The 25054-nt window shown below is 72.6% G+C and carries 28 protein-coding genes; 7 read left to right on the forward strand and 21 right to left on the reverse strand.

Annotated elements, in window-relative coordinates:
- Window position 1: 1 nt before the first annotated feature.
- From F1C15_RS09975 to F1C15_RS09985, 3 genes are read right to left on the reverse strand one after another with little or no spacing between them, the layout of a single operon-like run.
- A complete protein-coding gene (locus tag F1C15_RS09975) occupies window positions 2–823 on the reverse strand; it encodes a carbohydrate ABC transporter permease (RefSeq protein WP_056058617.1) in 822 nt (273 codons plus the stop codon).
- On the reverse strand, window positions 823–1776 hold the full coding sequence (locus F1C15_RS09980; RefSeq protein WP_185230940.1) for a carbohydrate ABC transporter permease: 954 nt from the start codon (window positions 1774–1776) through the stop codon (window positions 823–825). The genes F1C15_RS09975 and F1C15_RS09980 overlap by 1 nt, the downstream gene beginning before the upstream one ends.
- Entirely contained in the window at window positions 1776–3092 is a 1317-nt protein-coding gene (locus tag F1C15_RS09985) for an ABC transporter substrate-binding protein (RefSeq protein WP_185230942.1), read from the reverse strand. The genes F1C15_RS09980 and F1C15_RS09985 overlap by 1 nt, the downstream gene beginning before the upstream one ends.
- A 145-nt stretch (window positions 3093–3237) precedes the next feature.
- Here F1C15_RS09985 and F1C15_RS09990 point away from each other — a divergent pair, with 145 nt between their 5' ends.
- On the forward strand, window positions 3238–4260 hold the full coding sequence (locus F1C15_RS09990) for a LacI family DNA-binding transcriptional regulator (protein ID WP_185230944.1): 1023 nt from the start codon (window positions 3238–3240) through the stop codon (window positions 4258–4260).
- A gap of 28 nt (window positions 4261–4288) precedes the next feature.
- Here F1C15_RS09990 and F1C15_RS09995 read toward each other — a convergent pair whose 3' ends face one another.
- Window positions 4289–5263, reverse strand: a complete 975-nt coding sequence (locus F1C15_RS09995; RefSeq protein ID WP_255465158.1) for a GlxA family transcriptional regulator — start codon at window positions 5261–5263, stop codon at window positions 4289–4291.
- A 95-nt stretch (window positions 5264–5358) separates the two neighbouring features.
- On the opposite strand from F1C15_RS09995, the gene F1C15_RS10000 reads away from it, so the two are divergent.
- Together F1C15_RS10000 and F1C15_RS10005 are read left to right on the forward strand one after the other, a co-directional pair.
- Window positions 5359–5997, forward strand: coding sequence for an HD domain-containing protein (locus F1C15_RS10000; protein ID WP_185230946.1), 639 nt, complete (start codon window positions 5359–5361; stop codon window positions 5995–5997).
- A gap of 82 nt (window positions 5998–6079) precedes the next feature.
- A complete protein-coding gene (locus F1C15_RS10005) occupies window positions 6080–7129 on the forward strand; it encodes an LLM class flavin-dependent oxidoreductase (RefSeq protein WP_056058631.1) in 1050 nt (349 codons plus the stop codon).
- A gap of 81 nt (window positions 7130–7210) precedes the next feature.
- On the opposite strand, the gene F1C15_RS10010 is transcribed toward F1C15_RS10005, so the two are convergent.
- The 13 genes from F1C15_RS10010 to F1C15_RS10070 form a co-directional block, all read right to left on the reverse strand.
- Window positions 7211–9193: a cytochrome c oxidase assembly protein gene (locus tag F1C15_RS10010; RefSeq protein ID WP_185230948.1), complete on the reverse strand. Its 1983-nt coding sequence runs from the start codon at window positions 9191–9193 to the stop codon at window positions 7211–7213.
- A gap of 137 nt (window positions 9194–9330) precedes the next feature.
- Entirely contained in the window at window positions 9331–9618 is a 288-nt protein-coding gene (locus F1C15_RS10015; protein ID WP_043595940.1) for an HU family DNA-binding protein, read from the reverse strand.
- A gap of 105 nt (window positions 9619–9723) precedes the next feature.
- Entirely contained in the window at window positions 9724–10029 is a 306-nt protein-coding gene (gene rpsN, locus F1C15_RS10020) for a 30S ribosomal protein S14 (RefSeq protein ID WP_056058637.1), read from the reverse strand.
- Between the two features lie 2 nt (window positions 10030–10031).
- Window positions 10032–10199, reverse strand: a complete 168-nt coding sequence (gene rpmG, locus F1C15_RS10025; RefSeq protein WP_043595944.1) for a 50S ribosomal protein L33 — start codon at window positions 10197–10199, stop codon at window positions 10032–10034.
- The gene (gene rpmB / locus F1C15_RS10030) at window positions 10199–10435 is read right to left on the reverse strand and encodes a 50S ribosomal protein L28 (RefSeq protein WP_056058641.1); all 237 of its coding nucleotides are present in this window, start codon (window positions 10433–10435) and stop codon (window positions 10199–10201) included. The genes rpmG and rpmB overlap by 1 nt, the downstream gene beginning before the upstream one ends.
- Window positions 10436–10630: 195 nt before the next feature.
- The gene (locus F1C15_RS10035) at window positions 10631–11062 is read right to left on the reverse strand and encodes a Fur family transcriptional regulator (protein ID WP_056059296.1); all 432 of its coding nucleotides are present in this window, start codon (window positions 11060–11062) and stop codon (window positions 10631–10633) included.
- A 7-nt stretch (window positions 11063–11069) separates the two neighbouring features.
- Window positions 11070–11981 carry a metal ABC transporter permease gene (locus F1C15_RS10040; RefSeq protein ID WP_167261517.1) on the reverse strand — a complete coding sequence of 304 codons (912 nt, stop codon included), beginning with the start codon at window positions 11979–11981 and terminating at the stop codon, window positions 11070–11072.
- Window positions 11978–12856 carry a metal ABC transporter ATP-binding protein gene (locus F1C15_RS10045; RefSeq protein ID WP_167261519.1) on the reverse strand — a complete coding sequence of 293 codons (879 nt, stop codon included), beginning with the start codon at window positions 12854–12856 and terminating at the stop codon, window positions 11978–11980. Before F1C15_RS10045 ends, F1C15_RS10040 begins: the two co-directional genes overlap by 4 nt.
- A complete protein-coding gene (locus tag F1C15_RS10050; protein ID WP_185230950.1) occupies window positions 12853–13866 on the reverse strand; it encodes a metal ABC transporter solute-binding protein, Zn/Mn family in 1014 nt (337 codons plus the stop codon). The genes F1C15_RS10045 and F1C15_RS10050 overlap by 4 nt, the downstream gene beginning before the upstream one ends.
- 72 nt (window positions 13867–13938) lie before the next feature.
- Window positions 13939–15510 carry a dihydrolipoamide acetyltransferase family protein gene (locus F1C15_RS10055; protein ID WP_185230952.1) on the reverse strand — a complete coding sequence of 524 codons (1572 nt, stop codon included), beginning with the start codon at window positions 15508–15510 and terminating at the stop codon, window positions 13939–13941.
- Window positions 15511–15592: 82 nt separating this feature from the next.
- Entirely contained in the window at window positions 15593–16558 is a 966-nt protein-coding gene (locus tag F1C15_RS10060) for an alpha-ketoacid dehydrogenase subunit beta (RefSeq protein WP_185234257.1), read from the reverse strand.
- Between the two features lie 86 nt (window positions 16559–16644).
- Entirely contained in the window at window positions 16645–17802 is a 1158-nt protein-coding gene (locus tag F1C15_RS10065) for a thiamine pyrophosphate-dependent dehydrogenase E1 component subunit alpha (protein ID WP_185230954.1), read from the reverse strand.
- A 30-nt stretch (window positions 17803–17832) separates the two neighbouring features.
- Window positions 17833–18903: a histidinol-phosphate transaminase gene (locus F1C15_RS10070; RefSeq protein ID WP_255465161.1), complete on the reverse strand. Its 1071-nt coding sequence runs from the start codon at window positions 18901–18903 to the stop codon at window positions 17833–17835.
- 71 nt (window positions 18904–18974) lie between these two features.
- On the opposite strand from F1C15_RS10070, the gene F1C15_RS10075 reads away from it, so the two are divergent.
- The 3 genes from F1C15_RS10075 to purB are packed head-to-tail and all read left to right on the forward strand — an operon-like array spanning window position 18975 to window position 21264.
- Window positions 18975–19382 carry a phage holin family protein gene (locus F1C15_RS10075; protein WP_056058658.1) on the forward strand — a complete coding sequence of 136 codons (408 nt, stop codon included), beginning with the start codon at window positions 18975–18977 and terminating at the stop codon, window positions 19380–19382.
- Window positions 19383–19432: 50 nt separating this feature from the next.
- Window positions 19433–19885 carry a low molecular weight protein-tyrosine-phosphatase gene (locus F1C15_RS10080; RefSeq protein WP_185234261.1) on the forward strand — a complete coding sequence of 151 codons (453 nt, stop codon included), beginning with the start codon at window positions 19433–19435 and terminating at the stop codon, window positions 19883–19885.
- Complete coding sequence (gene purB / locus F1C15_RS10085; RefSeq protein ID WP_185230956.1) at window positions 19882–21264, forward strand: adenylosuccinate lyase; 1383 nt, start codon at window positions 19882–19884, stop codon at window positions 21262–21264. Before F1C15_RS10080 ends, purB begins: the two co-directional genes overlap by 4 nt.
- Before the next feature lie 58 nt (window positions 21265–21322).
- Here the strand turns inward: purB and F1C15_RS10090 are convergent, their stop codons facing one another.
- Genes F1C15_RS10090 through F1C15_RS10100 form a run of 3 tightly spaced genes read right to left on the reverse strand, consistent with a single transcriptional unit; the run spans window position 21323 to window position 23107 of the window.
- Window positions 21323–21568: a hypothetical protein gene (locus F1C15_RS10090; RefSeq protein WP_056058669.1), complete on the reverse strand. Its 246-nt coding sequence runs from the start codon at window positions 21566–21568 to the stop codon at window positions 21323–21325.
- Window positions 21565–22323 (reverse strand): DUF308 domain-containing protein, encoded by a 759-nt coding sequence (locus tag F1C15_RS10095; protein ID WP_255465163.1) that lies wholly within the window; start codon window positions 22321–22323, stop codon window positions 21565–21567. Before F1C15_RS10095 ends, F1C15_RS10090 begins: the two co-directional genes overlap by 4 nt.
- A 55-nt stretch (window positions 22324–22378) precedes the next feature.
- The gene (locus tag F1C15_RS10100) at window positions 22379–23107 is read right to left on the reverse strand and encodes a hypothetical protein (protein WP_185230958.1); all 729 of its coding nucleotides are present in this window, start codon (window positions 23105–23107) and stop codon (window positions 22379–22381) included.
- Window positions 23108–23323: 216 nt separating this feature from the next.
- Between F1C15_RS10100 and F1C15_RS10105 the strand changes: the two genes are divergently transcribed.
- The gene (locus tag F1C15_RS10105) at window positions 23324–24418 is read left to right on the forward strand and encodes an acyl-CoA desaturase (protein ID WP_056058675.1); all 1095 of its coding nucleotides are present in this window, start codon (window positions 23324–23326) and stop codon (window positions 24416–24418) included.
- Window positions 24419–24526: 108 nt separating this feature from the next.
- Here F1C15_RS10105 and idi read toward each other — a convergent pair whose 3' ends face one another.
- Window positions 24527–25039: an isopentenyl-diphosphate Delta-isomerase gene (idi, locus tag F1C15_RS10110; RefSeq protein ID WP_255465166.1), complete on the reverse strand. Its 513-nt coding sequence runs from the start codon at window positions 25037–25039 to the stop codon at window positions 24527–24529.
- Window positions 25040–25054 lie beyond the last annotated feature (15 nt).

Genomic DNA, 25054 nt, shown 5'->3' on the forward strand with positions numbered 1-25054 from the left:
GTCACTTGCCGCCTACTCCGATGAGGCCCTGCACCAGCGCGCGACGCGCGAAGAGGTAGAGCACGAGGATCGGGATCATCGAGAGCACCACCGCGGCCAGGAGGCCGGGGATGTTCACGCCGTACTGGGTCTGGAAGTTGAAGAGTCCGAGCGTGACGACGCGGGTGTCGTCGGACTGCGTGAGGATCAGGGGGAAGAGGAAGCCGTTCCACGCCTGGAGCGCCGAGAAGACGACGATCGTCGCGAGGCCGCCCTTCGAGAGCGGCAGCACGAGCCGGAAGAAGGCGCGGAACGGCGTCGCGCCGTCCATCGACATCGCCTCGTACAGCTCGGGCGAGATGTCGCGCATGACGCCCGACAGGATGAGCGTGCAGACCGGCAGCGCGAACGCCGCGGTCGGCAGGATGACCCCGAGGAGGTTGTCGTACAGCCCGGCGACGGAGATCAGGTAGAAGATCGGCACGATCACGGCCTGCGCCGGCACCGCGAGCCCGAGCAGGAAGACGCGGAAGACGCCCCGCACGAGCGGCGAGGTGCTGCGCACGATCGCGTAGGCGAGCGGCGGCACGAGCAGCAGCACGACGAGCACCACGGCGACCGTGACGAACAGCGTGTTGAGGAAGTACTGGGCGAAGCCGGTGTCGAAGGCGTCGACGTAGTTCGAGAGCGTGAAGTCGCCGAACGGCAGCGAGAGCGGGCCGTTCGCGGCGTAGCCGGTGCGGGTCTGCAGGGTGGCCGTGACCATCGCGTAGAGCGGCAGGGCCACGACGGCGAGCCAGATCGCGGCCAGGGTGCCGGCGATCCAGTTGGGTCGGGTGGTCATCAGACTCCTTCTGCCTGGGAGCGCATCTCGCCGTAGCCCGAGAACTTGACGACGATCAACGAGATCGCCGTCGCGACGATCACGAGCGCGACCGCGATGACGCTGGCGCCGCCGAAGTCGAACGACGAGAAGGCCTTCTGGTACATGTACAGCGGCGAGACGAGCGTGTCGGTGCCGGGGCCGCCGTTGGTGAGGATCAGCACGGTCTCGAAGGTGGTGAGGCCGCCGACGAGCATGAGGATCAGCGACGTGACCACGGTGTTCTTGAGCTGCGGCAGCGTGATGCTGAAGAACTGGCGCACCATGCCGGCGCCGTCGAGCGAGGCCGCCTGGTAGAGCACGGCGGGGATGCCGCGGGCGCCGCCCTGGTAGATCAGCGTGTGGAACGGCGTGTACTGCCAGGTGCTGACGAACACGAGCACCGCGATCGCCGTGCCCTGGTGGCCGAACAGGTTGCCGTCGCCGAAGAGCCAGGGCGCGCTGCCGGGGATGCCGAAGTTGGGGTCGAGCAGCGCTCGCCAGAGCACCGAGATGGCGGCCGACGAGAGCAGCAGGGGGATGAACCAGATCGTGACGACGGCGGCGCGGGTGCGCTGCTGGCCGGCGGCCCAGACCCCGAGGAGGAGCGAGACCGGGGTCTGCACGGCGATCGAGAGCAGCACGAGCACGACGGTCAGCCCGATGCTCTTGAGCAGCAGGGAGTCCTGGCCGATGCGGGTCCAGTTGTCGAGGCCGACGAACCGGGGGTCGCCGATGCCGCCCCAGGTGACGAACGACATCCAGACCGTGGCGACGAGCGGCACGAGGGCGAAGAGCCCGAAGAAGACGGTGGCGGGCAGCGCCCAGACGGAGCCGGGCCGGCCGACGGCGGCCTGCCCCGTCCGGGGCCGACCGGCACGGCGAGCCGTGCCGGTCGACCCGAGCGCCCCGCGACGAGCGGTGGCGGACGACATCACGGAGCCTGCAGCGCCTGCATGGCGGCGATGAAGCCGTCCTCGTCGAGGGTGCCGCTGAAGTACTGCGCGACGGCGGTGTGGATCGGCGTCATCGCGGCGGGCGGGTAGGCCTGGTCCCACGAGAGCTGGAACGACGGGGCGTCGGCCACGAGGTCGAACTGGTACTGCGAGTAGGCCGGGTCGGCCGCCGTCGACAGGAAGTCGGGCGTGTTCGTCGTGGTCGGCAGGTTGCCGATCGCGAGCTGCTGCTGCACGAACTCGTCGCTGTACATGATCTTCAGGAAGTCCTCGACGGCGTCGGGGTACCGCGTGCCCTTGATGACCGAGTAGAAGTTGTTCGTGTTGCCAGCCAGGTTGGCCGGGTCGCCCTTGCCGCCCTCGACGGTCGGGAAGGTCGTGTAGCCGAGGTCGGTCGCGGCGAACTCCGGGTCCTCGTTCTGCTGGGTCGAGTACTCCCACGAGCCCATCAGCTCGAACGCGGCCTTGCCGGTGCGGAGCAGGGCGGGCGAGCCGCCGTCGGTGAACTTGACCGAGTCGAAGTTCGTGCCGAAGCCGCCGGCGTCGACGAGGTCGCGCAGCATGCCGAGCGCCTCCCTGCTGTCGTCGCTGGCCCAGGCGTCGGCGTCGCCGTCGAGGGCCGACTGGAACAGCTCGGGCCCGGCGACGCGGTCGTACGCGTACTGGAACCACATCTGGGTCGGCCACTGGTCGCCGCCGCCGAGCGCGATCGGGGTGACCCCGGCGCCCTTCAGCGTCTCGACGGCCGCCATCAGGTCGTCCCACGTCTCGGGCACGGCGATGCCGGCGTCGGCGAGCACGCTCTTGTTGTAGAAGAGCATCACGGGCTGCGTGCCGCGCATCGGCACCCCGTAGGCCTTGTCGTCGAAGCGGGCCGTGTCGAAGACCGAGGGCAGGAAGGCCTCCTCCAGCTGCGGGTCGTCGGCGATCATGTCGTCGAGCGGCAGCAGCAGGTCGGCGTCGACGAACGGCTTGATGCTGCCGCCGCCCCAGTTGAAGAAGACGTCGGGCGCGCTGTCCGTGTCGATGATCGTCTGCAGCTTCTGCTGGTAGTTCGCGCCGGGGATGACGTCCAGCACGGCCTTGACGTCGCTGGTCTCGTTGAACTTCGCGACCACCGCCTCCTCGACCTTGTTGGTGGCGTCGCCGTACACCGCGACGTGGATCTCGTTCTCGGGGCGGCTCTCGGCGCCGGAGCCGCCGGAGCAGCCGGCGAGGAGCGCGCCGGTGGCGAGCGTCGCGACGACCGCGAGCGACCGCCGCAGTCGCCGGGAGCGGGGGGATGAACTGTTCATCGTTGAACACCTTCCGAAAGTTTCGCTGATTCGCCCGAAATGAGTGCCGGACCGTCGAAGCATAGGCAGGAGGCGCCCCCGAGGTCAATAGGTTGTCGCAGACCACAAATGGCGGGCGCCGCCGACCGCCAGCTACGATCACCGGATGGACGAGCTCGACGCCGCACCCCGGACGACGCTGGCCGAGGTGGCCGACGAGGCCGGCGTCTCGCTGTCGACGATCTCGAAAGTGTTGAACGCGCGGGCGGATGTATCGGCGAGCACCCGCGCCCGCGTCGAGGCCCTGCTCGAGGACCGCGGCTACCGCCGTCGCGCCTCCCCCTCGCGGTCGTCCACCCTCGTCGAGCTGGTCTTCCACGAGCTCGACTCGGCCTGGGCGCTCGAGATCATCCGCGGCGTGGAGGACGTCGCCCGCGCTCGCGGCCTCAGCGTCGTGCTCACCCAGAGCGGCGACCGGCACTCGCCCGACGCGGGCTGGGTCGACGGGGTGCTGCGCCGTCGACCGGCCGGCGTGGTGCTGGTCTTCTCCGACCTGGGGGAGTCGCAGACCGCCCAGCTGCGCTCGCGCGACATCCCCTTCGTGATCGTCGACCCCGCCGGCGACCCCGCGCCCGACGTGCCCTCGGTGGGCTCGGCCAACTGGTCGGGGGGCATGGCCGCCACCCGGCACCTGCTCGAGCTCGGCCACCGGCGGATCGCTGCGATCACGGGCCCCGACGACATGATGTGCTCGCTCGCCCGGCTCGACGGCTACCGATCGGCGATGGGCGCCGCGGGCGTCGCCGTCGACGAGCGGCACGTCGCGTTCGGCGACTTCCAGGTCGGCGGCGGCCGCGAGGCGGCGATGCGCATGCTCCGGCTGCCCGAGCCCCCCACCGCGATCTTCGCGGGCAGCGACCTCCAGGCGCTGGGCGTCTTCGACGCGGCCCGCTCGCTCGGCCTCGCCGTGCCCGACGACCTCTCCGTCGTCGGCTACGACGACCTGCCGCTCGCCGAGTGGACGAGCCCCCGCCTCACCACCGTGCACCAGCCGCTCCGCGAGATGGCGCAGGAGGCGACGCGGCTCGTGCTCGGCGGCACCGCGGGGCGGCCGACCCGGCTCGACCTCGCGACGTACCTGGTGCGGCGCGAGAGCACGGCGGCGCCGGCGCCCGCCGCAGCCGCCTAGCCCGCCTGGCGGCCCGGCCGGCCGCCGCCTAGCCGGCCTGCCGCAGCGGCGCGCGCCCGGCGAACGTCGCCCGGTACGCCCGCGGCGTCGTGCCGAGCACGCGCCCGAAGTGGTGCCGCAGCACGGCCGACGACCCGAAGCCGACGCTCGCCGCGATCGCGTCGAGCCCGAGCGACGTCGTCTCGAGCAGCTGCTGGGCCCGCAGGAGGCGCTGCCTCGTCACCCAGGCCGCGGGCGTCGTGCCCCGCTCGGCCCGGAAGCGCCGGGCGAACGTCCGCGGCGACATGTGCACCCGCGCGGCCAGCGACTCCACCGGGAGCTCCTCGTCGAGGTGCTCGAGCACCCACGCCGTGAGGGGAGCGAGCGAGGTGTCGGGCTCGGCCGGCAGCGGGGTCTCGATGAACTGGCTCTGGCCGCCGTCGCGGTGCGGGGGCACCACCATGCGGCGGGCGACGACGTTCGCGGCGGCCGCGCCGGCCACCCGGCGGACGAAGTGCAGGCAGGCGTCGATGCCGGCCGCGGTGCCGGCCCCGGTGATGACGCGGCGGTCCTCGACGAAGAGCACGTCGGGGTCGACGGTGACGGCGGGGTGCTCGGCGGCGAGGCGGTCGGCGTACATCCAGTGCGTGGTGGCGCGGCGGCCGTCGAGCACGCCCGCCGCCGCGAGCACGAAGGCGCCGCTGCAGACGCTGATCAGCCACGCGCCGCGGGCCTCGGCGCGGCGGATCAGGTCGAGGGCCGCGGGGGAGAGCGCGTCGGGGCCGGTGCCGAGGGCGGGCACGCAGATGACGTCGGCGCCCTCGGCGGCGTCGAGCCCCAGCTCGACCGTGATCGAGAAGCCCTGGTTCGTGCGCACGAGGCCGGGGCGCTCGGTGACGACCCGGTGCTCGAAGGCGGGGCCGCCGGCGGCGCGGCGGTCGAGGCCGAAGACCTCGCAGAGCACCCCGAACTCGAAGGGGGCGACGCCGTCGGCGACGAGGGTGGCGACGGTCAGGGGCTCCACGGGTCTCCTCGAGGTGGTCGTGCTTGGCAGGAACGGTGCGTCTCGTGGCGATGCTGCCACTCGTCGGCGCCCGTGTCCACTCGTAGGGTCGCTGCATGACCTCTGCCCCCGCCCCCGCCGACGCCGCCGCACGCGTCGAGCAGCTGCTCGCGCCTCCCACCGTCGTGGCCTCGCGGTCGCGCGCCGTGGCGGCCGCCCACGCCTCCGCCGCCCTGGTCGGCCACAGCGAGCGGTCGTGGGTGCTCGCGGCCGAGCTCGGGCGCCGCGAGGGGGTGGCCTTCGACCCGGAGCTGCTCTACGCGGCGTCGCTGCTGCACGACCTCGGCCTCGTCGCGTCGTTCGACAGCCACGAGGTCGCCTTCGAGCGGGCGGGCGGCGACGTGGCGCGCGTCTTCGCCGCGGGCGCCGGCTGGGACGACGACCGCCAGCGGCGCCTCGGCGAGGTCGTCGTGCGCCACATGTGGCCGGCGGTGTCGGCCGAGCTCGACGCCGAGGGGCACCTGCTCGAGAGGGCCACGAGCCTCGACGTCAGCGGGGTGGGCGGCGACGACTGGGGGCCCGCGTTCGTCGCGGCCCTCGTCGAGCGGGTGCCGCGCACGGGCTTCGCGGCGGAGTTCGGCGTCGCGATCGCCGCCCAGGCGCACCGCAAGCCGGCGACCGAGGCGGGCCGCGCCGTCCGCTCGGGCATCACCCGCCGGCTCGCGGAGAACCCGCTCGACCGGCTCGGCGGCTGAGCGCGATCCGTCGGAATGGGGAGGCGCCTCCCCGGGTTGCCCCGCTAGCATGATGCAAACGCATGGAAATGGAGCGCACCCCATGGCACACCCCCTCGAGTTCGGACTCGACACCTTCGGCGACGTCACCGAGCGCCCGGCCGGGGCCGCCGACGCCGGCCAGCTCGTCTCGCACGCGCAGTCGATCCGCGACCTGGTCGACCAGGCCGTGCTCGCCGACCAGGTCGGCCTCGACTTCATCGGCGTCGGCGAGCACCACCGCGTCGACTTCGCCGTCAGCGCCCCCGAGGTCGTGCTCGCAGCGATCGCGGCGCGCACCGAGACCATCCGCATGGGCTCGGCCGTGACCGTGCTCAGCAGCGACGACCCCGTCCGGGTCTACGAGCGCTTCGCCACCGTCGACGCCCTGTCGAACGGGCGGGCCGAGGTCATCCTCGGGCGCGGCTCGTTCACCGAGTCGTTCCCGCTCTTCGGCCTCGACCTGCAGGACTACGAGGTGCTCTTCGAGGAGAAGATCCAGCTCTTCGCCGAGCTGCTGAAGGACGAGCCCGTCACCTGGACGGGCACGAAGCGCGGTGCCCTCAGCGAGCAGTGGGTCTACCCGCGCCCCGAGAGCGGCACCCTGAAGACCTGGGTCGGCGTCGGCGGGTCGCCGCAGTCGGTGATCCGCGCCGCGCACTACGGCCTGCCGCTCTTCCTCGCCATCATCGGCGGCCAGCCCGCCCAGTTCGCGCCCTACGCCGACCTCTACCGCCGGGCCCTGACCGAGTTCGGCAAGGAGCCGCAGCCCATCGCGATGCACTCGCCCGGCTTCGTGCTCGAGACCGACGACGAGGCGAAGGAGCTGCTGTACCCGTACCAGGAGGCGCAGACGAACCAGCTCGGTCGCGAGCGCGGCTGGCCCCCCTACTCGCGCGCCCAGTACGAGCAGAGCGCCGGCCCCGACGGGGCCCTCTACGTCGGCTCGCCCGAGACGGTCGCGGCGAAGATCGCGGGGAACATGGCGCTGCTCGGCGCGACGCGCTTCGACATGCGGTACAGCATGGGGCGCCTGCCGCACGAGGCGATGATGCGCAGCATCGAGCTGTACGGCACGAAGGTGGTGCCCCTGGTGCGCGAGATGCTCGCCTAGCGAGCACCGCGCCTCCGGTAGGCCCCAGCGCCGCGGGCGAGGGGGCCGGGGGGAGGCGCGGGGCCGGCCGTCGGGGAGCGCTCAGCCCCGGCGGTCGCTCCGCGCCAGCGCCCCGAGCTGCTCGTTGTACGCGTCGAGCTCGGCGTCGCCGTCGCGCTCGGCCTGGCGGTCCTTGCGCTTGGCCTCGCGGCTGTCGCTGCGGCTCCACATGATCGCGACGGCGATCGCGAGCGAGACGGTGGGGATCTCGCCGACGCTCCAGGCGATGCCGCCTGCCGCGTACTGGTCGGCCACCGGCGTCGCGCCCCAGGTGCGGCCCATGGCGCCGTACCAGTCGGCGAGGAAGAGCGACGTGCTCGTCATGATGCTCAGCCCGAAGAAGGCGTGGAACGCCATCGTCGCGAGCAGCACCAGCAGCCGCATCGGGTAGGGCAGGCGGCCCTTGACCGGGTCGATGCCGATCATCGACTGCACGAAGAGGTACCCGACGATCAGGAAGTGCACGATCATCCAGTAGTGCCCGAGGTGGGTCGTCGTGGCCCAGCTGAACAGCGACGTGTAGTAGAAGACGAACAGCGAGCCGGCGAAGAGCACCGCCGAGACGATCGGGTTGCTGATGACGTGGGCGTACGTCGAGTGCACCAGGACCATGATCCACTCGCGGGGGCCCCGCGTGCCGTCCTGTCGCTTGCGGATGGCGCGCAGCGCCAGCGTGACGGGCGCTCCCGGCACGAGCAGCACCGGCACGACCATGCCGAGCGCCATGTGCGCCAGCATGTGCATGCTGAAGAGGTACTCCTCGTAGACGTTCGGGGCGCCGCAGGTGATGTAGAAGAGCACGACGAGGCCGGCGATCCACGACACGGTGCGGCCGAGCGACCACTGGTCGCCGCGGCGCCGCAGCCGGACGACGCCGGCCACGTAGAAGAAGATGCCGAAGGCGCAGAGCAGGGCCCAGAGCAGGTCCGGGTTCCACTCCGTGAGGTACCGCAGCGGCGTCAGCTCGCGCGGCAGCACCTCCTCGGTGAGGATCTCGGCGGGCGTCGGGTCGGCGAGGTCGGTCGCGACGACCTGCTCGACCGGCGTGGCCGTGCGGCCGAGGGCCGCGGCGACGCCCGAGGCGAGGCCCATGAAGGCGAGCTCGGCCGAGACGAACCACCAGAAGAAGCGGTTGGTCGCCGCGGGGTGCGTCGACATGCGCGCGACGAGCCAGCGGCGCTGGACGACGCCGAAGAGGCCGAGGGCCACGAGGGCGAGCGTCTTCACGAGCACCAGCACGCCGTAGCCGGTGGTCAGGGCGGCCCAGTCACCGAGGCGGAGGGCCGCGCTGCCGACGCCGGAGACCGCGACGACGACGAAGCAGATGATCGCCACGGTGGAGTAGCGGGCGAGGACGACGCCGATGCGGCCCTTCTCGAGCGTGGGGCGCAGCAGCACCAGGGCGACGAGCCCGCCGAGCCAGACCGAGGCGCCCTCGAGGTGCAGGGCGAGGTCGGTCACGGCGGCGTCGTGCCCGCTCGCGCCGGCGGCGTGGCCCTGCTGGGCGATGGGGATGAGCCCGCCCATGGCCAGCAGCGTCAGGGCGACGAGCGACCAGATGTTCCGCAGCGCGAAGGCGAGCACCGTGACGCCGGCGGCGATGAGGGTCGTGGTCAGCCAGGCGACGCCGAGCTCGGTGTTCGTGAGGAAGAAGGCGAGCGTGCGGCCGAACTGGTCGTCGAAGGTGACCGGCACGTTGGCGACGCTGAGGAAGGTGAAGAAGGCCGTGGCGGCGGAGGCGACGGTCCAGGCCCCGGCGGCGCCCGCGGCGATGTCCATGGCCCGTTCGAACTCGGCCTCCTTCCGCGACAGCGCGAAGCAGGTGAGGAACAGCGTGCCGATGGTGACCGCGGCGGTGACGTTGTTCAGCATCTTCGCGATGGGGAGGCCCCACCGCACGGCCTCGCCGGGGTCGACGACGAGCGGCGCGTCTGCCGCGCCGCCGAACTGCAGGGCCGCCAGCAGCGAGAGGAACGCCACCAGCACGAGCAGTGCGGGACCGGAGGCGCGGGTGATCCTGGTCATCGGGGCCTAGCTTAGGTCGGGTCGTCTGGGAGTCGGCGGCCGATCGCTCGGCGACGAACGACCCGCCGCCGGACGCACGGAAGGGGCGGCGACCGAGGTCGCCGCCCCTTCCGGGGTGCTCCGTGAGGAGCGGAGGACTACTTGACCGCAGCCTTGAGCTTGCTGCCGGCGCTGACCTTGACCGAGTCGCTCGCGGCGATCTCGAGGGCCTCGCCCGTCTGCGGGTTGCGGCCCGTGCGGGCGGCGCGGTGGGTCTTCTCGAAGGCGATCCAGCCGGGGATGGTCACCTTGGTGCCGTCGGCGACCGACTTCGAGACGACAGAGAAGAACGCGTCGACGACGCCGCTGACGGCGGCCTGGCTCTGGCCGGACTCGGAAGCGACAGCTGCGACGAGCTCGGTGCGGTTCAGTGACTTGTCAGCCATGTGGTGTCCTCCTCGGACTTCGTTCGGTGAGACGAGGCACGGTGTCCACCGTGCCCGTGGAGTTCGGGCCCCCCGGGGCCGAGGCCCCGGGGAAACGGCTCGAACCTACCAGGAAGACTTCGTGATGCCCGGAAGCTCGCCTCGGTGTGCCATGTCGCGGAAGCGGACACGGCTGATGCCGTACTCCTTGAGGTGGCCACGGGGGCGACCGTCGATCGCGTCGCGGTTGCGGAGGCGGACCGGCGACGCGTCGCGGGGCAGCTTCTGCAGGCCGAGACGAGCGGCCTCGCGGCTCTCGTCGGTGCCGGCGGGGTCGACGAGGGCCTTCTTCAGCTCGAGACGCTTCTCGGCGTAGCGAGCGACGATGACGGCGCGCTGGTCGTTCTTGGCGATCTTGCTCTTCTTGGCCATGGTTAGCGCTCCTCGCGGAATTCGACGTGCTTGCGGATCACGGGGTCGTACTTCTTCAGCACGAGGCGATCGGGGTTGTTGCGACGGTTCTTCTTGGTCACGTACGTGAAGCCGGTGCCCGCCGTCGAGCGGAGCTTGATGATGGGACGAACGTCCTGCTGACGGGCCATCAGATCTTCTCCCCACGCGCGAGGAGGTCCTTGACGACCTTCTCGATGCCACGAGCGTCGATCACCTTGATGCCCTTGGCGCTGAGCTGCAGGGTGACGTTCCGACGAAGCGACGGCACGTAGTACGTCTTCTTCTGGATGTTGGGGTCGAAACGACGCTTGGTGCGTCGGTGCGAGTGCGAGATGTTGTGGCCGAAACCGGGGATGGCTCCGGTCACCTGGCAGGTTGCTGCCATGGTTTCCTCCGTAGGTACCGTAGGAGCCGGAGCCCCTACCCAAGGTCACTTGTCGGCGCGCCGGTCCCCCTGCCCGATCGTGAGAACGAGCGCTGCTCGGTCGTGAGGCCGAGCGGATGGTGCTGGGGGGCGGTGCACATGGGCGCAGATAGCGCCCAACCAAAGGGAGAGCCTACGCGACACGCCCGGCCGGGGTCAACTGCGGAGACCGCCCCGCGTCACGACGGGGTCGCGCCCGGCGGCCTTCTCGGCCGAGCACGCCGCGCACAGGCCGAAGACGTCGACGATGTGCTGCGCCTCGGTGAAGCCGTGCTGCGCGGCGACCTGACGGGCCCAGGTCTCGACCGCGTCGGCCTCGATCTCGACCGTGGTGCCGCAGACGCGGCAGATGAGGTGGTGGTGGTGCGTGCCCGGCGTGCAGGCGCGGTAGAGGCTCTCGCCCTCCTGCTGCAGCGAGTCGGCCGAGCCGTCGGCGGCCAGGTCGGAGAGCGCGCGGTAGACGGTCGCCAGCCCGATCGGGGAGCCGGAGTCGCGGAGCTGGGTGTGCAGGGACTGCGCGCTGACGAAGCCCTCGCTGCTGCCGAGCGCCTCGCGCACGGCCTCCCGCTGCCAGGTGTTGCGCTTCACGACCACGTCAGGCCTCCTTCGTCGGTGTCGAGGGTACCGGCGTGCCTCGGCGTCGGCTGGGCGTCGCCCCGCCGCGCGACCCCGCGCGCTCCCGGCCCCGCCCGACGACGCGGCAGACGAGCCAGATGGCGAACGAGATCGTCGTCACGTAGGGGCTGATCGGCAGCCCGCCGCCGAGGGCGAGCAGGATCCCGCCGACGACCGAGGTCACGGCGAAGGCGACGCTGAGCAGCGGCACGAGCCGAGGGTTCACGGTCACGCGCAGGGCGGCCGCGGCCGGGGTGACGAGCAGCGACAGCACGAGCAGCGCCCCGATCACCTGCACCGACACGGCGACGGCGAGCCCGAGCACGAGCATGAACAGCAGCCCGAGCGCGCGCACCGGCACGCCGGCGGCGGCGGCGACGTCGGGGTCGACGCTCGCGAAGGTCAGGGGTCGCCAGATGACGAGCAGCACGACGATCACCACGGCCGAGATGCCGACGAGCCAGCCGAGCTGGGGATTGTCGACCGACACGATCTGCCCGGTGAGCAGGCCGAACTTGTTGGCCGAGCGGCCCTTGTAGAGCGCGAGGAAGAGGATGCCGAGGCCCAGCCCGAACGGCATCAGCACCGCGATGATCGAGTTCCGCTCCCGGGCGCGGGCACCGAGCAGCCCGATCAGCATCGCCGCGACGACGCTGCCGACGAGGGAGCCCCCGACGACGTTCGCGCCGAGCAGGAGCGCCGCGGAGGCGCCCGCGAACGACAGCTCGCTGATGCCGTGCACCGCGAAGGGCAGGTTGCGCGTCACGACGAACGGGCCGATGAGCCCTCCGACGAGGCCGAGCACGGCCCCGGCGATGATCGAGTTGCGCACCAGCACGACGAGCTCGCCGAAGTCCTGGAACGAGAACAACTGCGACCAGAGGTCGGTCATCGATCTCCTCCCTCGTCGTCGGCGGGCTCGTCGACGTGGTGGTCGTCGTGGCCGTGGCCGCCGACGATCACGATGCGGCCCATGGTGCGGATCACGTCGACCGGCGTGCCGTACAGCTCCGACAGCACGTCGGCGCGCAGCACCTCGTCGGGCGTGCCGACGCGGAACGAGCCGCCGGCGAGGTAGAGCACCCGGTCGACCACGTCGAGGATGGGGTTGACGTCGTGCGTGACGAACACGACCGCGGCGTCGCGGGCCCGGCGCTGGCGGTCGATGAGCTCGGTGACGCCGCGCTGGTGGCGCAGGTCGAGCGAGATCAGCGGCTCGTCGCAGAGCAGCAGGGCGGGGTCGGCGGCGAGTGCCTGCCCGACGCGGGCGCGCTGCTGCTCGCCGCCCGACAGGGTCGCGACCGGCGCGGAGGCGAAGGAGGCGGCGCCCACCTCCTCGACGAGGCGGTCGACGGCAGCGCGTTCGGCCGCCGACTCCCGGCGGAGCCCCCAGCGGTGGCCCGTGACGCCGAGCGCGATCATGTCGCGGGTGCGGAGCGGCGTCCCCGACTCCATCAGGCGCTGCTGCGGCACGTAGCCGATGCGGCGGTGGCCGCGGCCGACGGCCTGGCCGAGGAACTCGATGCTGCCGCTGGTGAGCTGCTGCTGGCCGAGGATCGTCCGGAGCATGGTGGTCTTGCCCGCGCCGTTCGGCCCGAGCACGGCGACGAACTCGCCCGGCGCGACGTCGAGGTCGAGCCCCTGCCACAGCACGCGGTCGCCGAACCGCACGCCCGCGTCGCGGAGGCGCAGCACGGCGTCGCCGCCGCCCGTGCCCGAGGGGGCGGGGGCGGCGGCGACGGGGGAGTCGGTGGGGCCGGGTGTCACTGGTCGAGTGCCGCCTTGATCGCGTCGATGTTGCTCTGCTGCCACGAGACGTAATCATCCCCCGACGGGAGCAGCTCCGTGACCGGCACGATCGCGACGCCGGCGTCGGTGGCCGCCGTCTCGACCTGCTCGGTCTCGGGGCTCGAGGTCTGCTCGTTGTAGGCGAGGAGGTCGACGCTGCCGCCCGAGAAGAGCTGGAGGGTCTCGTTGAGCACGGCCGGGGAGACGTCGGTGCCCTCCTCGATCGCCTCCGAGAAGGCCTCCGGCGTGACGTTCTCGAGCCCCATGGCGTCGAAGAGGTAGCCGGGCACGGGCTCGGTGTAGGCGACCGACTCGCCGCCGTGGGCGGTCTCGACCTCCGCCGCCTGCGCCTCCAGGTCGGCGATCTGCTCGCCGAACGACTCGGCGTTCGCGGTGTAGGCGTCGGCGTTCGAGGGGTCGAGGCTGCCCAGCTCGTCGGCGATCGCCGTCGCGAGCGCGGCCATGCTCGGCAGGCTGTAGAAGACGTGCTCGTTGAACTCGCCGTGGTCGTGACCGTGGTCGTCGCCCCCGGCGGTGGCCTCGTCGCTCGCCTCGTCGCTGTGCTCGTCGTCGCCGTGCTCGTCGTCGGAGTGGCCGGCCTCGTCGTCGGGGTCGAGCCCGGAGATCTCGACCGCGTTCAGCACGGTCGCGCTCGTGCCGCTGGCGTCGACGAGCGTGTCGACGAAGTCGTCGTAGCCGCCGCCGTTCTCGATGACGACGTCGGCCTTCGAGACGGCGAGCTGCGTGCGGGCGTCGGCCTCGAACGAGTGCGGGTCCTGCGAGGCGTCGCTGATCACGCTGGTGACGTCGACGTCGTCGCCGCCCACGGTCTTCGCGATGTCGCCGTAGACGTTGGTCGAGGCGACGATCGAGATGCCGTCGTCGGCGGTCGGCGCGCCCGCGCCCTGGTCGCCGCCCGAGCAGCCGGCGAGCACGAGGGCCGCGGCGGCGGGCAGGGCGAGCAGGGGCAGGGCGCGTCGCGAGGTCATGAGGGCCACGCTATTGCTACTGATAATGATTGTCAAAACGAGGAGGCGCGGGTCGCCTCCCCGGGCCCGCGCTCAGTCGAGCAGCAGCGCCGGCTCCTCGAGCACGCTCGCGACGTCGGCCACGAAGCGGCTGGCGACGTCGCCGTCGACCACGCGGTGGTCGAAGCTCGCACCGATCGTCGTCACCATGCGCGAGCGCACCTCGCCGTCGACGACCCAGGCCTTGGGCTTGATCGTGCCGAGCGCGACGATCGCGACCTCGCCGGGGTTGAGGATGGGGGTGCCGGTGTCCATGCCGAAGACGCCGATGTTCGTGATGGTGATCGTGCCGTCGCGCATGTCGGCCGGGGTCGTCTTGCCGTCGCGGGCCGTCAGCGTCAGCTGCTCGAGGGCCTGGGCCAGCTCGAGCAGGCTCATCGACTGGGCCTCCTTGACGTTCGGCACGATCAGCCCGCGCGGCGTGGCGGCGGCGATGCCGAGGTTGACGAAGTGCCGCACGAGGATCTCGCGGTCGGTCCAGGCCGAGTTCACCATCGGGTTGCGGCGCACGGCCCAGATGATCGCCTTCGCCATGATCAGCAGCGGCGAGACCTTGACGCCGGCGAACTGCGGCGACGCCTTGAGGCGCTTGACGAACTCCATCGTGCGGGTGGCGTCGACGTCGACGAACAGGCTGACGTGCGGGGCCGTGTAGGCCGACGACGTCATCGCGGCGGCGATGGCCTTGCGGACGCCCTTGACCGGGATCCGCTCGACGCGCTCCTCGCCCCACTCGGGCGTCTCGATGTTGCGGAAGACGCTCGCCTGCTTGGCGTGGCGGATGACGTCGTCGCGGGTCACCTCGCCGGCGAGGCCGGTGGGCTGGACGAGCGTGAGGTCGACCTCCAGGTCTTTCGCGAGCTTGCGGATCGGCGGCTTGGCGATGATCGGCAGCGCCTGCGCGGCGGGCACCGAGGTCGCCGGGCGGCGGCGGCCCTGCTCGGCGATCCGCAGCTGGCGCGCGTCGACCTGCCCCTTGCTGGGCTGGCGACGACGCGTCTGGCCATGGCCGCCGGCGGCACCGTAGCCCACGAGCACCGCGCCGGATCCGCTGTCGTCGGCCTCGGGGGCGGAGGCCGCGGGGGCGGCGGGGGCCGCCGGGGCGGCGACCGGGGCCGCGGGGGAGGGGGCGGCGGCGGAGGCGACCGGGGCCGGGGCCTGCACCGCGACTCCTGCAGGCGCGGCGGGAGCGGCAGCGGCCGGAGGCGCGCTGACGGCGACCGGGTCGACCGCGTTCTCGAGGTGGCGGGCCCGCTGCTCGGAGAGGGCCTCCTCCTCCTGCGCGATGATCTGCGCGGTGCGGGCCATGCCGCCCGACTCGAGCGACTCGGCCTGGGCGGCGCGGTCGCCGGGGGTGGTCGGTGCGGTGCCGTCGCCGATGGTGATGATCGGGGTGCCGACGTCGACGGTGTCGCCCGAGCTGACGAGGATGCTCTCGACCACGCCGGCGAACGGCGAGGGCAGCTCGACGAGCGACTTGGCGGTCTCGATCTCGACCAGCACCTGGTTGATCGCCACGGTGTCGCCCGCGGCGACCTTCCACTCGACGATCTCGGCCTCGGTGAGGCCCTCGCCGACGTCGGGGAGGGCGAACTCTGAACTCATGCGGGGTGACTCCTCGTGACGCGGTGGGGCCGGGGCCCGGGGTGCGGAGCGGCGCGCGGCGGGCGCGCCGGGGGGCGGACGCTCAGTACGCGAGCGCCCGGTCGACGGCCTCGAGGACCCGGTCGGCGTCGGGCAGGTACAGGGTCTCGAGCTTGGCGGGCGGGAAGGGCGTGTCGAAGCCGCTGACGCGCAGCACCGGCGCCTCGAGCGAGTAGAAGGCCTTCTCGGCGACGGTCGCGGCGATCTCGGAGCCGACGCTGACGAAGCCGGGGGCCTCCTGCGCGACGACGAGGCGGCCGGTCTTGCGCACCGACTCGAGGATCGGGCCGTAGTCGACGGGCGACAGCGAGCGCAGGTCGACGACCTCGACCGAGATGCCCTCGGCGGCGGCGATCTCGGCGGCCTGCAGCAGCACGCTGACCATGGCGCCGTGGCCGAGCAGGGTCACCTCGGTGCCGGTCCGCACGACGCGGCTGGCGTGCAGCGGCGCCTGCGGGTCGCTGAGGTCGACCTCGCCCTTGGGCCAGTAGCGGCTCTTCGGCTCGAAGAACATCACCGGGTCGTTCGAGGCGACGGCCTCCTGGATCATCCAGTAGGCGTCGTGCGGCGTGCTCGGGCTGACGACGCGGAGGCCCGCGGTGTGCGCGAAGTACGCCTCGGGGCTCTCCTGGTGGTGCTCGACGGCGCCGATGTGCCCGCCGTAGGGCACCCGGATGACGACGGGCATCTGCAGGTCGCCCTCGTGCCGGTTGGTCATCTTCGCGAGCTGCGAGGTGATCTGGTCGAAGCCCGGGTAGATGAAACCGTCGAACTGGATCTCGCAGACGGGGCGGAAGCCGCCCATCGCGAGGCCGATCGCGGTGCCGACGATGCCCGACTCGGCGAGCGGGGTGTCGATGACCCGGCTCGCCCCGAACTCGCCCTGCAGCCCTTCGGTGACGCGGAAGACGCCGCCGAGCGTGCCGATGTCCTCGCCCATGAGCAGCACGCGCGGGTCGTCGGCCATGGCCTTGCGGAGGCCGGCGGTGATCGCCTTGCCGAGCGGCATGGAGACGCGGGAGTCGCGGGTCGGGTCGTCGACGCCGGCCGCGGTCTCGGTGCGGTCGGCGGTGCCGGTGCGGTCAGCGGTGTCGGTCATGAACGTGCTCCGTCGGTGGGTGCGTCGGCGGCCGGGCCGAACGACTGCTCGTAGCGGGCCAGCCACTCCTTCTGCTCGGCCATCAGCGGGTGAGGCTCGCTGTAGACGTGGTCGAACATCAGGCCGATCTCGGGCTTCGGCAGCGTGGTGGTGCGGCGGCGGATGTCGGCGCCCAGGTCGTCGCACTCGACGGCGAGCTCGGCGAGGAAGGCGTCGGTCTCGCCGAGGCCCTTCAGGTAGGTCTCGAAGCGGGCGATCGGGTCTCGGGCGATCCAGCCCTGCAGCTCGTCGTCGGTGCGGTACTTCGTGGGGTCGTCGGAGGAGGTGTGCGCCCCGACGCGGTAGGTCATCGCCTCGATGAAGCGCGGGCCGCCGCCCGTGCGCGCGGCGTCGAGGTCGCGGCGGCTGACGGCGTACGAGGCGAGCACGTCGTTGCCGTCGATCTGGGTGCCGGGGATGCCGAAGCCGCCGGCGCGGTGCACGAGCGGGGTGCGCGACTGGCGCGAGACCGGCACGCTGATGGCCCACTGGTTGTTCTGCAGGAAGAACAGCTCGGGCGTCTGGAAGCTCGCCGCGAAGACCAGCGCCTCGCTGACGTCGCCCTGGCTGGTCGCGCCGTCGCCGAAGAACGTGACGACGGCCTGGTCGGTCTCGACGTCGCCGGTGCCGGCCCTGCCGTCGAGCGTGAGGCCCATCGCGTAGCCCGTGGCGTGCAGGGTCTGCGAGCCGATCACGAGCGTGTACACGTGGAAGTTGTGGTGCTCGGCCGGGTTCCAGCCGCCGTGCGTGTGGCCGCGCAGCAGGCGCAGGATGTCGACGGGGTCGACGCCGCGGCTGAGCGCGACGGCGTGCTCGCGGTACGACGGGAAGAGGTGGTCCTGCGGGCGGGTCGCGTGCGCGAGACCGATCTGGGCGCCCTCCTGGCCGTGGCTCGGCACCCAGAGGGCGAGCTGGCCCTGGCGGGCGAGGGCGGCGGCCTCGACGTCGAAGCGCCGGGTCAGCACCATGTCGCGGTGGAACGCGCGCAGCTGGTCGTCGGTGAGCGCGTCGACGTAGGGCTGGAACTCGGCCGAGGCGTCGGAGTCGACCCGCTCGCCCGTGGGGCTCAGCAGCTGGATCGTCGTCACGTCGCGGCCCGCTTCGGTGGAGGACATGGGGTCCAATCTACTCAGGCCCACATGCCGTCAGGAGGATGTGTCGCCGCGCAGCTCGCGCGCCGCGCGCAGCAGCCCGTCGACCGACGCGGGCTCGCCGATCGTGATGCGGAGGCCCTCCGGGGCGAAGGCGCGCACGACGATGCCGTGCCGCTCGAACACCTCGGCGGCGCGGGCCGTGTCGTCGCCCGTGGCGAGCCAGACGAAGTTGCCCTGGGCGTCGGGCACCGACCAGCCCTGGTCGAGCAGGGCCTGCCGCACCTGGTCGCGCAGGGTCGCGAGGCGGGCGACCCGGTCGAGCAGCTCGCCCTCGAGCTCCAGCGAGGCGAGCGCGGCGGCCTGGCCCTGCTCGGTGACCGAGAGGGGGATGGCGGTCGCGCGGGCGGCGTCGAGCACCGAGGAGGCGCCGATCGCGTACCCGACGCGGAGGGCCGCCAGCCCGTACGCCTTCGAGAAGGTGCGCAGCACGACGAGGTTGGGGTGGCGCTCGGTGAGCGACCCGCCGCGGACGGCGTCGTCGGCCGTGACGAACTCGGCGTAGGCCTCGTCGAGCACGACGAGGAGGTCGCTCGGCACCGCGGCCATGAACGTCTCGAAGTCGTGGGTGCTCACGGTCGTGCCGGTCGGGTTGTTGGGCGAGCAGACGATGACGAGGCGGGTGCGGTCGGTGACGGCGGCGGCCATGGCGTCGAGGTCGTGGCTGCCGTCGGCCCGCAGCGGCACCGGCACGCTCGTCGCGCCCGAGACGGTGACGATGCCCGGGTAGGCCTCGAACGAGCGCCAGGCGTAGACGACCTCGTCGCCGGGCGCCGCGGCGGCGAGCACGAACTGGTTGAGCAGCGACACCGAACCGGCGCCGACGTGGACCTCGTCGGTGGTGACGCCCCACTTGTCGGCCAGGGCGGCGCGCAGGGCGGAGGCGCTGGCGTCGGGGTACCGGTTGACGGCGACCGCGCCGCGCAGGGCCTCGACGACGCCGGGCAGCGGCTCGAAGGGGTTCTCGTTCGACGACAGCTTGAACGCGTCGGCGGCGGCCTGCTTCCCCTGGCGGTAGGGCGGCAGCGCCGCGATCTCGGGGCGGAGGCGCACGGGACTGGTCACCCGGCCACCTTAGGGCGGGCGGAGGCGGTCGGCGACTACCGCGGGCCGCGTGGGGTCGGCATGATGGGGCCATGACCCGATTCGTCGTGCGGCTGCTGATCAACGCCCTCGCCCTCTGGGCGACCACGTCACTGGTCTCGGGGGTGAGCGTCGACGCGTACGGGTCGGAGGGCACGACCGAGACGGTGCTCACCTACCTCCTCGTCGCCCTGATCTTCGGCGTCGTCAACGGCGTCGTCGGCACCGTCATCCGCGTGGTCGCGTTCCCCCTCTACGTGCTCACGCTCGGCCTGCTCTCGCTGATCGTCAACGGGCTCCTGCTGGTGATCGTCGCCGCGGTCTCCGACGTCATCGGCTTCGGCCTGCAGGTCGACGGCTTCTGGTGGGGCGTGCTCGGGGCGCTCGTGCTCGCGATCGTCGCCTGGCTGATCGGCATCGTCGTGCGGCCCGTCGTCGAGCCGCGCGACCGCCGGCGGTGAACCGCTTCCGCGTCTGCTTCGTCTGCACCGGGAACATCTGCCGGTCGCCCATGGCGGAGATCGTGCTGCGCGAGGTCGCGCGCCGGGCTGGGCTGGGCGACGCCCTCGAGGTGACCTCGGCCGGCACGGGCGACTGGCACGTCGGGGAGGGGGCCGACCCGCGCACCGTGGGTGCCCTCGCGGCCCGCGGCTACGATGGTCAGCGGCACCGGGCGAGGCAGTTCGAGACCGCCGACTTCGCGCGCTACGACCTCGTGGTCGCGTTGGATCGCGGTCACGAGCGGGTGCTGCGGTCGTGGGCGACGAACGAGGCCGACCGGTCGAAGGTGCAGCTGCTGCTGTCGTTCGACCGGGCGAGCGGAGGCGAGCCCGTCGGCACCGACGTGCCCGACCCCTACTACTCCGACCCCGCGATGTTCGACAGCGTGCTCGCGACGGTCGAGCGTGCCTGCACCGCCCTCTTCCGCCAGATCGAACCCGCACTCCGCAAGGGACCCTCATGACGTTGCCCCCTCAGCCCCTCAGCCCCCTCGACGGCCGGTACCGCGCCTCCGTCGGCCTGCTCGGCGACCACCTCAGCGAGGCCGGCCTCAACCGGGCGCGGGTGCACGTCGAGGTCGAGTGGCTGATCGCCCAGACCGACCGCCGCGCGTTCGGGTCGTCTCCGCTCGACGAGGGGCAGAAGGCCGCGCTGCGCGCCGTCGTCACCGACTTCGGGCAGGAGGCCATCGACGAGCTCGCGGGCCTCGAGGCCACCACCCGTCACGACGTCAAGGCCGTCGAGTACTGGGTGCGCGCCCGTCTCGCCGACCTCGGCCTCGAGGGCATCGCCGAGCTGACGCACTTCGCGTGCACCAGCGAGGACATCAACAACCTCTCGTACGCCCTCACCGTGAAGCAGGCGGTGACCGAGGTCTGGCTCCCCGCGTTCGACGCCGTGCAGGAGGCGCTCGCCGGCTGGGCGACGGAGGCCCGCGACGTGCCCATGCTGGCCCACACCCACGGCCAGCCCGCGACCCCGACGACCGTCGGCAAGGAGTTCGCGGTCTTCGTGCACCGCCTCCGGCGCCTCCGCGCGCAGATCGAGGGCACCGAGTACCTCGGCAAGTTCAGCGGCGCCACCGGCACCTTCTCCGCCCACGTCGTGGCCGACCCGTCGGCCGACTGGCCCGAGGTCTCGCGCGAGTTCGTCGAGGAGCGCCTCGGCCTCACCTGGAACCCGCTCACCACCCAGATCGAGTCGCACGACTGGCAGGCCGAGCTCTACTCGCGGGTCGCGCACGTCAACCGCGTGCTGCACAACCTCGCGACCGACGTGTGGACCTACATCTCGATGGGGTACTTCACGCAGATCCCGATCGCGGGCTCGACCGGCTCGTCGACGATGCCGCACAAGATCAACCCGATCCGCTTCGAGAACGCCGAGGCCAACCTCGAGCTCTCCTGCGCCCTGCTCGACTCGCTGGCCGCGACCCTCGTCACCTCACGCCAGCAGCGCGACCTCACCGACTCGTCGACGCAGCGCAACATCGGCGTGGCCTTCGGGCACTCGATGCTCGCGCTCGACAACCTGCGCCGCGGGCTCGGGGAGATCGCCGTCGGCACCGCCGCGCTCGAGGCCGACCTCGAGGGCAACTGGGAGGTGCTCGGCGAGGCGATCCAGACGGTCGTCCGCGCCGAGGTCGTCGCCGGCCGCTCGTCGATCGCCGACCCCTACGCGATGCTCAAGGAGCTCACCCGCGGCCGCCGGGTCGGCCAGGCCGAGCTCGTGGCCTTCGTCGAGGGGCTCGACATCGGCGCCGAGGCGAAGGCGCGCCTCGTGGCGCTCACCCCCGCTGGCTACACCGGCATCGCGTCGCAGCTCGTCGACCGCCTGGCCTAGCCGCCGGGCCGCGGCCCCCGAGCTCGGGGGCCGCGGCCCGGCGCCGCGCTGTGCGGGCTCAGTGGCCGCGCGACCCGCCGCTCTCGTCGATCTCGTGCTGCTCGTCGTCGTTCGGCTTGGCCGCGAGGGCGAGCATCGCGATGACGACGAGCGCGACGATGAAGCCGATGCAGAGGAAGATCAGCGCGAGGTCGAGCTCGCGGGTCGTCATGAGCACGACGACCCCGACGAACACCGCGAAGACGGCGCTGAGGCCGAGGAACTCGGCGGGGCGGACGCGGTCGCGCCAGCTGGGCTGTGTCATGGGTGCTGTACTCCGTCTGCACTGGTCTGGGGGGCGGCGTCGGTCGCCGCGTCGGCGCCCGTCTGCCACTTGAGCGAGAGGCCAGCGATGACGAGGTAGACCCCGACCACCGCTCCCCACGCGCCGAGCAGGCCCACGAGCACGGTCGACGACGTGAGCACGCCCTCGATCTGCTCCACGCCGCCGAGCTGCTCGGCGTAGTCGGGCGGAACGACGAGGAAGGCGAGGGCCAGCAGGAGCGTCATCGCGCCGACGGTGGTCCAGTCGCGGGCCAGGGGGGTGCGTCGACGGCGACGCAGCCCGGTGACGAGCTCGAGCGCGCCCGTGACGAGCGCGAAGGTGGTGACGAGGGCGACGAGCACCGGCAGGCCGCCGCCCGAGAACGCGAGGGCCAGGGCGCCCACGACGAGGCCGACGAGGCCCTGCACGAGGCCGAGGGTGCGGCTCGACGGGTCGTCGAGCCGGCGGAGCGACCCGAGGGCGAGCACGAGGCCGCCGACGACGCCCGCGACGCCGAGGGCGAGCAGGCCCACGCGCGGCGAGTGGTCGGGCGAGAACGTGATGGCGACGCCGAGGGCGATCGCCGGGACGGCCCGCAGGATCGGCACGGGCCAGTAGCGGGGCGCCGAGACGGCGAGGTCGACGCGGCCGACGGGCCGGTCACGGCCGCGCGCACCGGCCTCGTGGACGGTGGTCGCGGGGTCGCTCGGCCGGGGCTCGGTCGGCCCGGGGGAGGGCGCGGCAGCAGCAGGCACGGAAGACCTTCTTCGACGGGGGCGGGCCCGGCGACGCCGAGCAGACGGCCCGAGTTTACCGCCCCTCGCTGACAGCCCACCTCCGGGCGGCGCCCACGGCCGGAGCCGGGGCGGAGCGGACGCGGCCCGCCAGGTGGTCGGCCAGGCCTCCGACCCGGCCGGGCCGCCGCACCTGGAGCATCCCGGTCGAGACGAGGCTCAGCGAGACGAGCCGCCCGGCGAGCAGGCGCAGGCAGTCGTCGGCGCCGTCCGGCCCCGGTTCGTCGATCGCGACGCCCTGCGGCAGGGCGCTGAGGCGCACGGCGGCGACGGAGGCGGCCCGCCAGCCCCGGGACGGGTCGCGACGCAGGTCGCTGAGGAGCTCCAGCACGAGGGGCACGTCGGAGCGCCCGCGGACGAGGAGGCGGTGGTGGAGCTGCGGCGACCCCGCGCCTCCCGCAGTCCCCCGCCGGGCCTCGACGAGGGTGACGAGACCGTGCCGCACCGGCCCGTCGTGCTCGGCGGAGAGCCCGTCGACGCGGGCGCCGGGCGGCACGGCCACGGGGTGCGCGCCGGGGAGGCGCGGCGCCCACCCGTCGAGGCCCCACCCGCCGAGCCCCCGCACCTCGAGCGTCGTGGCCCCGTCGCACGGCCCGCCGCAGGGCGCCGCGACGAGCTCCCGGATGCCCGCCCCGACCCCCGCCGCGCCCGCCTCGTCGAGCCCGGGCAGGGCCAGGGGCGCGGGCGGGCAGCCGTGCACGAGGCCGACGAGCGGGGCGGGGGAGTCAGGGAGCGAGGCCGTCATCCGTCCATGGTGACATGCCGGATGTCAGTATCACCAGGGGCGAGGGCCCCGGGAGGCGAGGATCACCTGGGCGGTCGTGGCCAGGACCACCCGGAGGGGACAGGAGGACACGCGGCGATCTCCCTACCGATGCCCAGCCCCGGCCCCTACGGTCGTCACATCCGAGGGCGCATGCTCACCACCACTGGCTGGGAAGTCCACCATCGCGGGAGCTGCATGACCTCCATCGCCCCCTCGGCTCCGGCCGGGTTCCGTCCGACCGTGCCCGGATCGGCCAGCAAGCCGACCAGCACCTACTCGACGCTCCTGGCGTCGGTGCGCGAAGCAGGGCTGCTCCGCCGTCGGACCGGGTTCTACGTCACCGTCTTCGTCGTGCTCGTCGTCTGCCTGCTCGGCGCGGCGACCGGCTTCGTCCTGCTCGGCTCGAGCTGGTTCCAGCTGCTCATCGCGGCCGCGCTCGGCGTCATCCTCACCCAGTTCGCCTTCCTCACGCACGAGGCCGCGCACCGCCAGGTGTTCGACTCGGGCACGCGCAACGACAAGGTGGGCCGCGTGCTCGCCGCCGGCGTCGTCGGCATGAGCTACGCGTGGTGGATGTCGAAGCACACGCGCCACCACGCCAACCCGAACACCAAGGGCAAGGACCCGGACATCGCGTTCGACACGGTCTCCTTCCTGGAGGAGGACGCGGCGAAACAGACCGGCCTCATGCGCCAGCTGACGCGTCGCCAGGGCTGGTTCTTCTTCCCCCTGCTGCTCGGCGAGGGCGTCAACCTCCACGTGCACTCGATCAAGGTGCTCCTCACGAAGGAGAAGGTCGAGGGCCGCGCCCTCGAGGTGTCGCTGATCGCCGGGCGCATGATCGCCTACTTCGCCGTCGTCTTCGCGTTCCTGCCCGTCGGCATGGCGTTCGCCTTCATCGGCGTGCAGATGGCCGTCTTCGGCCTCTACATGGGCTCGTCGTTCGCCCCGAACCACAAGGGCATGCCGATCATCCCCGAGGGCGCGAAGGTCGACTTCCTCAGCAAGCAGGTGCTCACCTCGCGCAACATCACCGGTCGCTTCTCGACCGCGTTCATGGGCGGCCTGAACTTCCAGATCGAGCACCACCTCTTCCCGAGCATGGCCCGCCCGCACCTGCGCGCCGCGAGCCTGCTCGTCAAGGAGCACTGCGCGAAGCACGACATCCCCTACGCCGAGACCACGGCGATCAAGTCGTACGGGATCGTCATCCGCTACCTCAACCGCGTCGGCCTCGCCGCCCGCGACCCCTTCGACTGCCCCGCCGCGGCGACGCTCCGCCCGCGCTGAGCCAGCCCGCACACGACGACGGCGCCGTCACCTCGCAGGAGGTGGCGGCGCCGTCGTCGTGCTGCCCGGGGCAGGCCCCGGCAGGGCAGGAGGCGCAGGTCGGCCCGGTCAGGCCGCCGTCGCCGGCCAGGCGGCCAGCTGCCACCCCAGCCACGGGCTGAAGGCGAAGGGAGCCGCCTCGACGGCCCCGCGGAGCGCCTCGGGGTCGAGCCAGGCCCACTCGGCGACCTCGTCGGGCGAGGGGTCGGGCACGCCGACCGCGCGGGCGGTGAACACCGGGCAGATCTCGTTCTCGACGATGCCGGAGGCGTCGGTCGCGACGTACCGGAACTCCGGCAGGATCACGCTGACGTCGGCCACCTCGATGCCGAGCTCCTGCGACGCGCGGCGGTAGACGGCCTCCTCCGGGGTCTCGCCCGGCGCGGGGTGGCCGCAGAACGAGTTGGTCCAGACGCCGGGCCAGGTCTTCTTCGACAGGGCCCGGCGGGTGACGAGCACGCGGCCCCGCTCATCGACGACGTGGCAGCTGAAGGCGAGGTGCAGCGGCGTCGTCGTCGTGTGCACGGTGGCCTTCGGCGTGCTGCCGACGGGCTCGCCGGCCTCGTCGAGGAGGACCACCATCTCCTGATCAGACCC

The organism is Frigoribacterium sp. NBH87, assembly GCF_014217665.1.
Classification (GTDB): domain Bacteria; phylum Actinomycetota; class Actinomycetes; order Actinomycetales; family Microbacteriaceae; genus Frigoribacterium; species Frigoribacterium endophyticum.

What these genes read in the sequence shown, in the direction of transcription:
- F1C15_RS10090 (WP_056058669.1), bottom strand. Translation starts at nt 21,568, where the DNA reads ATGACACAGCCCAGCTGGCGCGACCGCGTCCGCCCCGCCGAGTTCCTC.
- F1C15_RS09980 (WP_185230940.1), bottom strand. Translation starts at nt 1,776, where the DNA reads ATGTCGTCCGCCACCGCTCGTCGCGGGGCGCTCGGGTCGACCGGCACG.
- F1C15_RS10010 (WP_185230948.1), bottom strand. Translation starts at nt 9,193, where the DNA reads ATGACCAGGATCACCCGCGCCTCCGGTCCCGCACTGCTCGTGCTGGTG.
- rpmB (WP_056058641.1), bottom strand. Translation starts at nt 10,435, where the DNA reads ATGGCAGCAACCTGCCAGGTGACCGGAGCCATCCCCGGTTTCGGCCAC.
- F1C15_RS10005 (WP_056058631.1), top strand. Translation starts at nt 6,080, where the DNA reads ATGGCACACCCCCTCGAGTTCGGACTCGACACCTTCGGCGACGTCACC.
- F1C15_RS09975 (WP_056058617.1), bottom strand. Translation starts at nt 823, where the DNA reads ATGACCACCCGACCCAACTGGATCGCCGGCACCCTGGCCGCGATCTGG.
- F1C15_RS10050 (WP_185230950.1), bottom strand. Translation starts at nt 13,866, where the DNA reads ATGACCTCGCGACGCGCCCTGCCCCTGCTCGCCCTGCCCGCCGCCGCG.
- F1C15_RS10015 (WP_043595940.1), bottom strand. Translation starts at nt 9,618, where the DNA reads ATGGCTGACAAGTCACTGAACCGCACCGAGCTCGTCGCAGCTGTCGCT.
- purB (WP_185230956.1), top strand. Translation starts at nt 19,882, where the DNA reads ATGACGTTGCCCCCTCAGCCCCTCAGCCCCCTCGACGGCCGGTACCGC.
- F1C15_RS10100 (WP_185230958.1), bottom strand. Translation starts at nt 23,107, where the DNA reads ATGACGGCCTCGCTCCCTGACTCCCCCGCCCCGCTCGTCGGCCTCGTG.
- idi (WP_255465166.1), bottom strand. Translation starts at nt 25,039, where the DNA reads ATGGTGGTCCTCCTCGACGAGGCCGGCGAGCCCGTCGGCAGCACGCCG.
- F1C15_RS10055 (WP_185230952.1), bottom strand. Translation starts at nt 15,510, where the DNA reads ATGAGTTCAGAGTTCGCCCTCCCCGACGTCGGCGAGGGCCTCACCGAG.
- F1C15_RS10060 (WP_185234257.1), bottom strand. Translation starts at nt 16,558, where the DNA reads ATGCCGCTCGGCAAGGCGATCACCGCCGGCCTCCGCAAGGCCATGGCC.
- F1C15_RS10065 (WP_185230954.1), bottom strand. Translation starts at nt 17,802, where the DNA reads ATGTCCTCCACCGAAGCGGGCCGCGACGTGACGACGATCCAGCTGCTG.
- F1C15_RS10040 (WP_167261517.1), bottom strand. Translation starts at nt 11,981, where the DNA reads ATGACCGACCTCTGGTCGCAGTTGTTCTCGTTCCAGGACTTCGGCGAG.
- rpsN (WP_056058637.1), bottom strand. Translation starts at nt 10,029, where the DNA reads ATGGCCAAGAAGAGCAAGATCGCCAAGAACGACCAGCGCGCCGTCATC.
- F1C15_RS09990 (WP_185230944.1), top strand. Translation starts at nt 3,238, where the DNA reads ATGGACGAGCTCGACGCCGCACCCCGGACGACGCTGGCCGAGGTGGCC.
- F1C15_RS10105 (WP_056058675.1), top strand. Translation starts at nt 23,324, where the DNA reads ATGACCTCCATCGCCCCCTCGGCTCCGGCCGGGTTCCGTCCGACCGTG.
- F1C15_RS10080 (WP_185234261.1), top strand. Translation starts at nt 19,433, where the DNA reads ATGGCGGAGATCGTGCTGCGCGAGGTCGCGCGCCGGGCTGGGCTGGGC.
- F1C15_RS10075 (WP_056058658.1), top strand. Translation starts at nt 18,975, where the DNA reads ATGACCCGATTCGTCGTGCGGCTGCTGATCAACGCCCTCGCCCTCTGG.
- F1C15_RS09985 (WP_185230942.1), bottom strand. Translation starts at nt 3,092, where the DNA reads ATGAACAGTTCATCCCCCCGCTCCCGGCGACTGCGGCGGTCGCTCGCG.
- rpmG (WP_043595944.1), bottom strand. Translation starts at nt 10,199, where the DNA reads ATGGCCCGTCAGCAGGACGTTCGTCCCATCATCAAGCTCCGCTCGACG.
- F1C15_RS10000 (WP_185230946.1), top strand. Translation starts at nt 5,359, where the DNA reads ATGACCTCTGCCCCCGCCCCCGCCGACGCCGCCGCACGCGTCGAGCAG.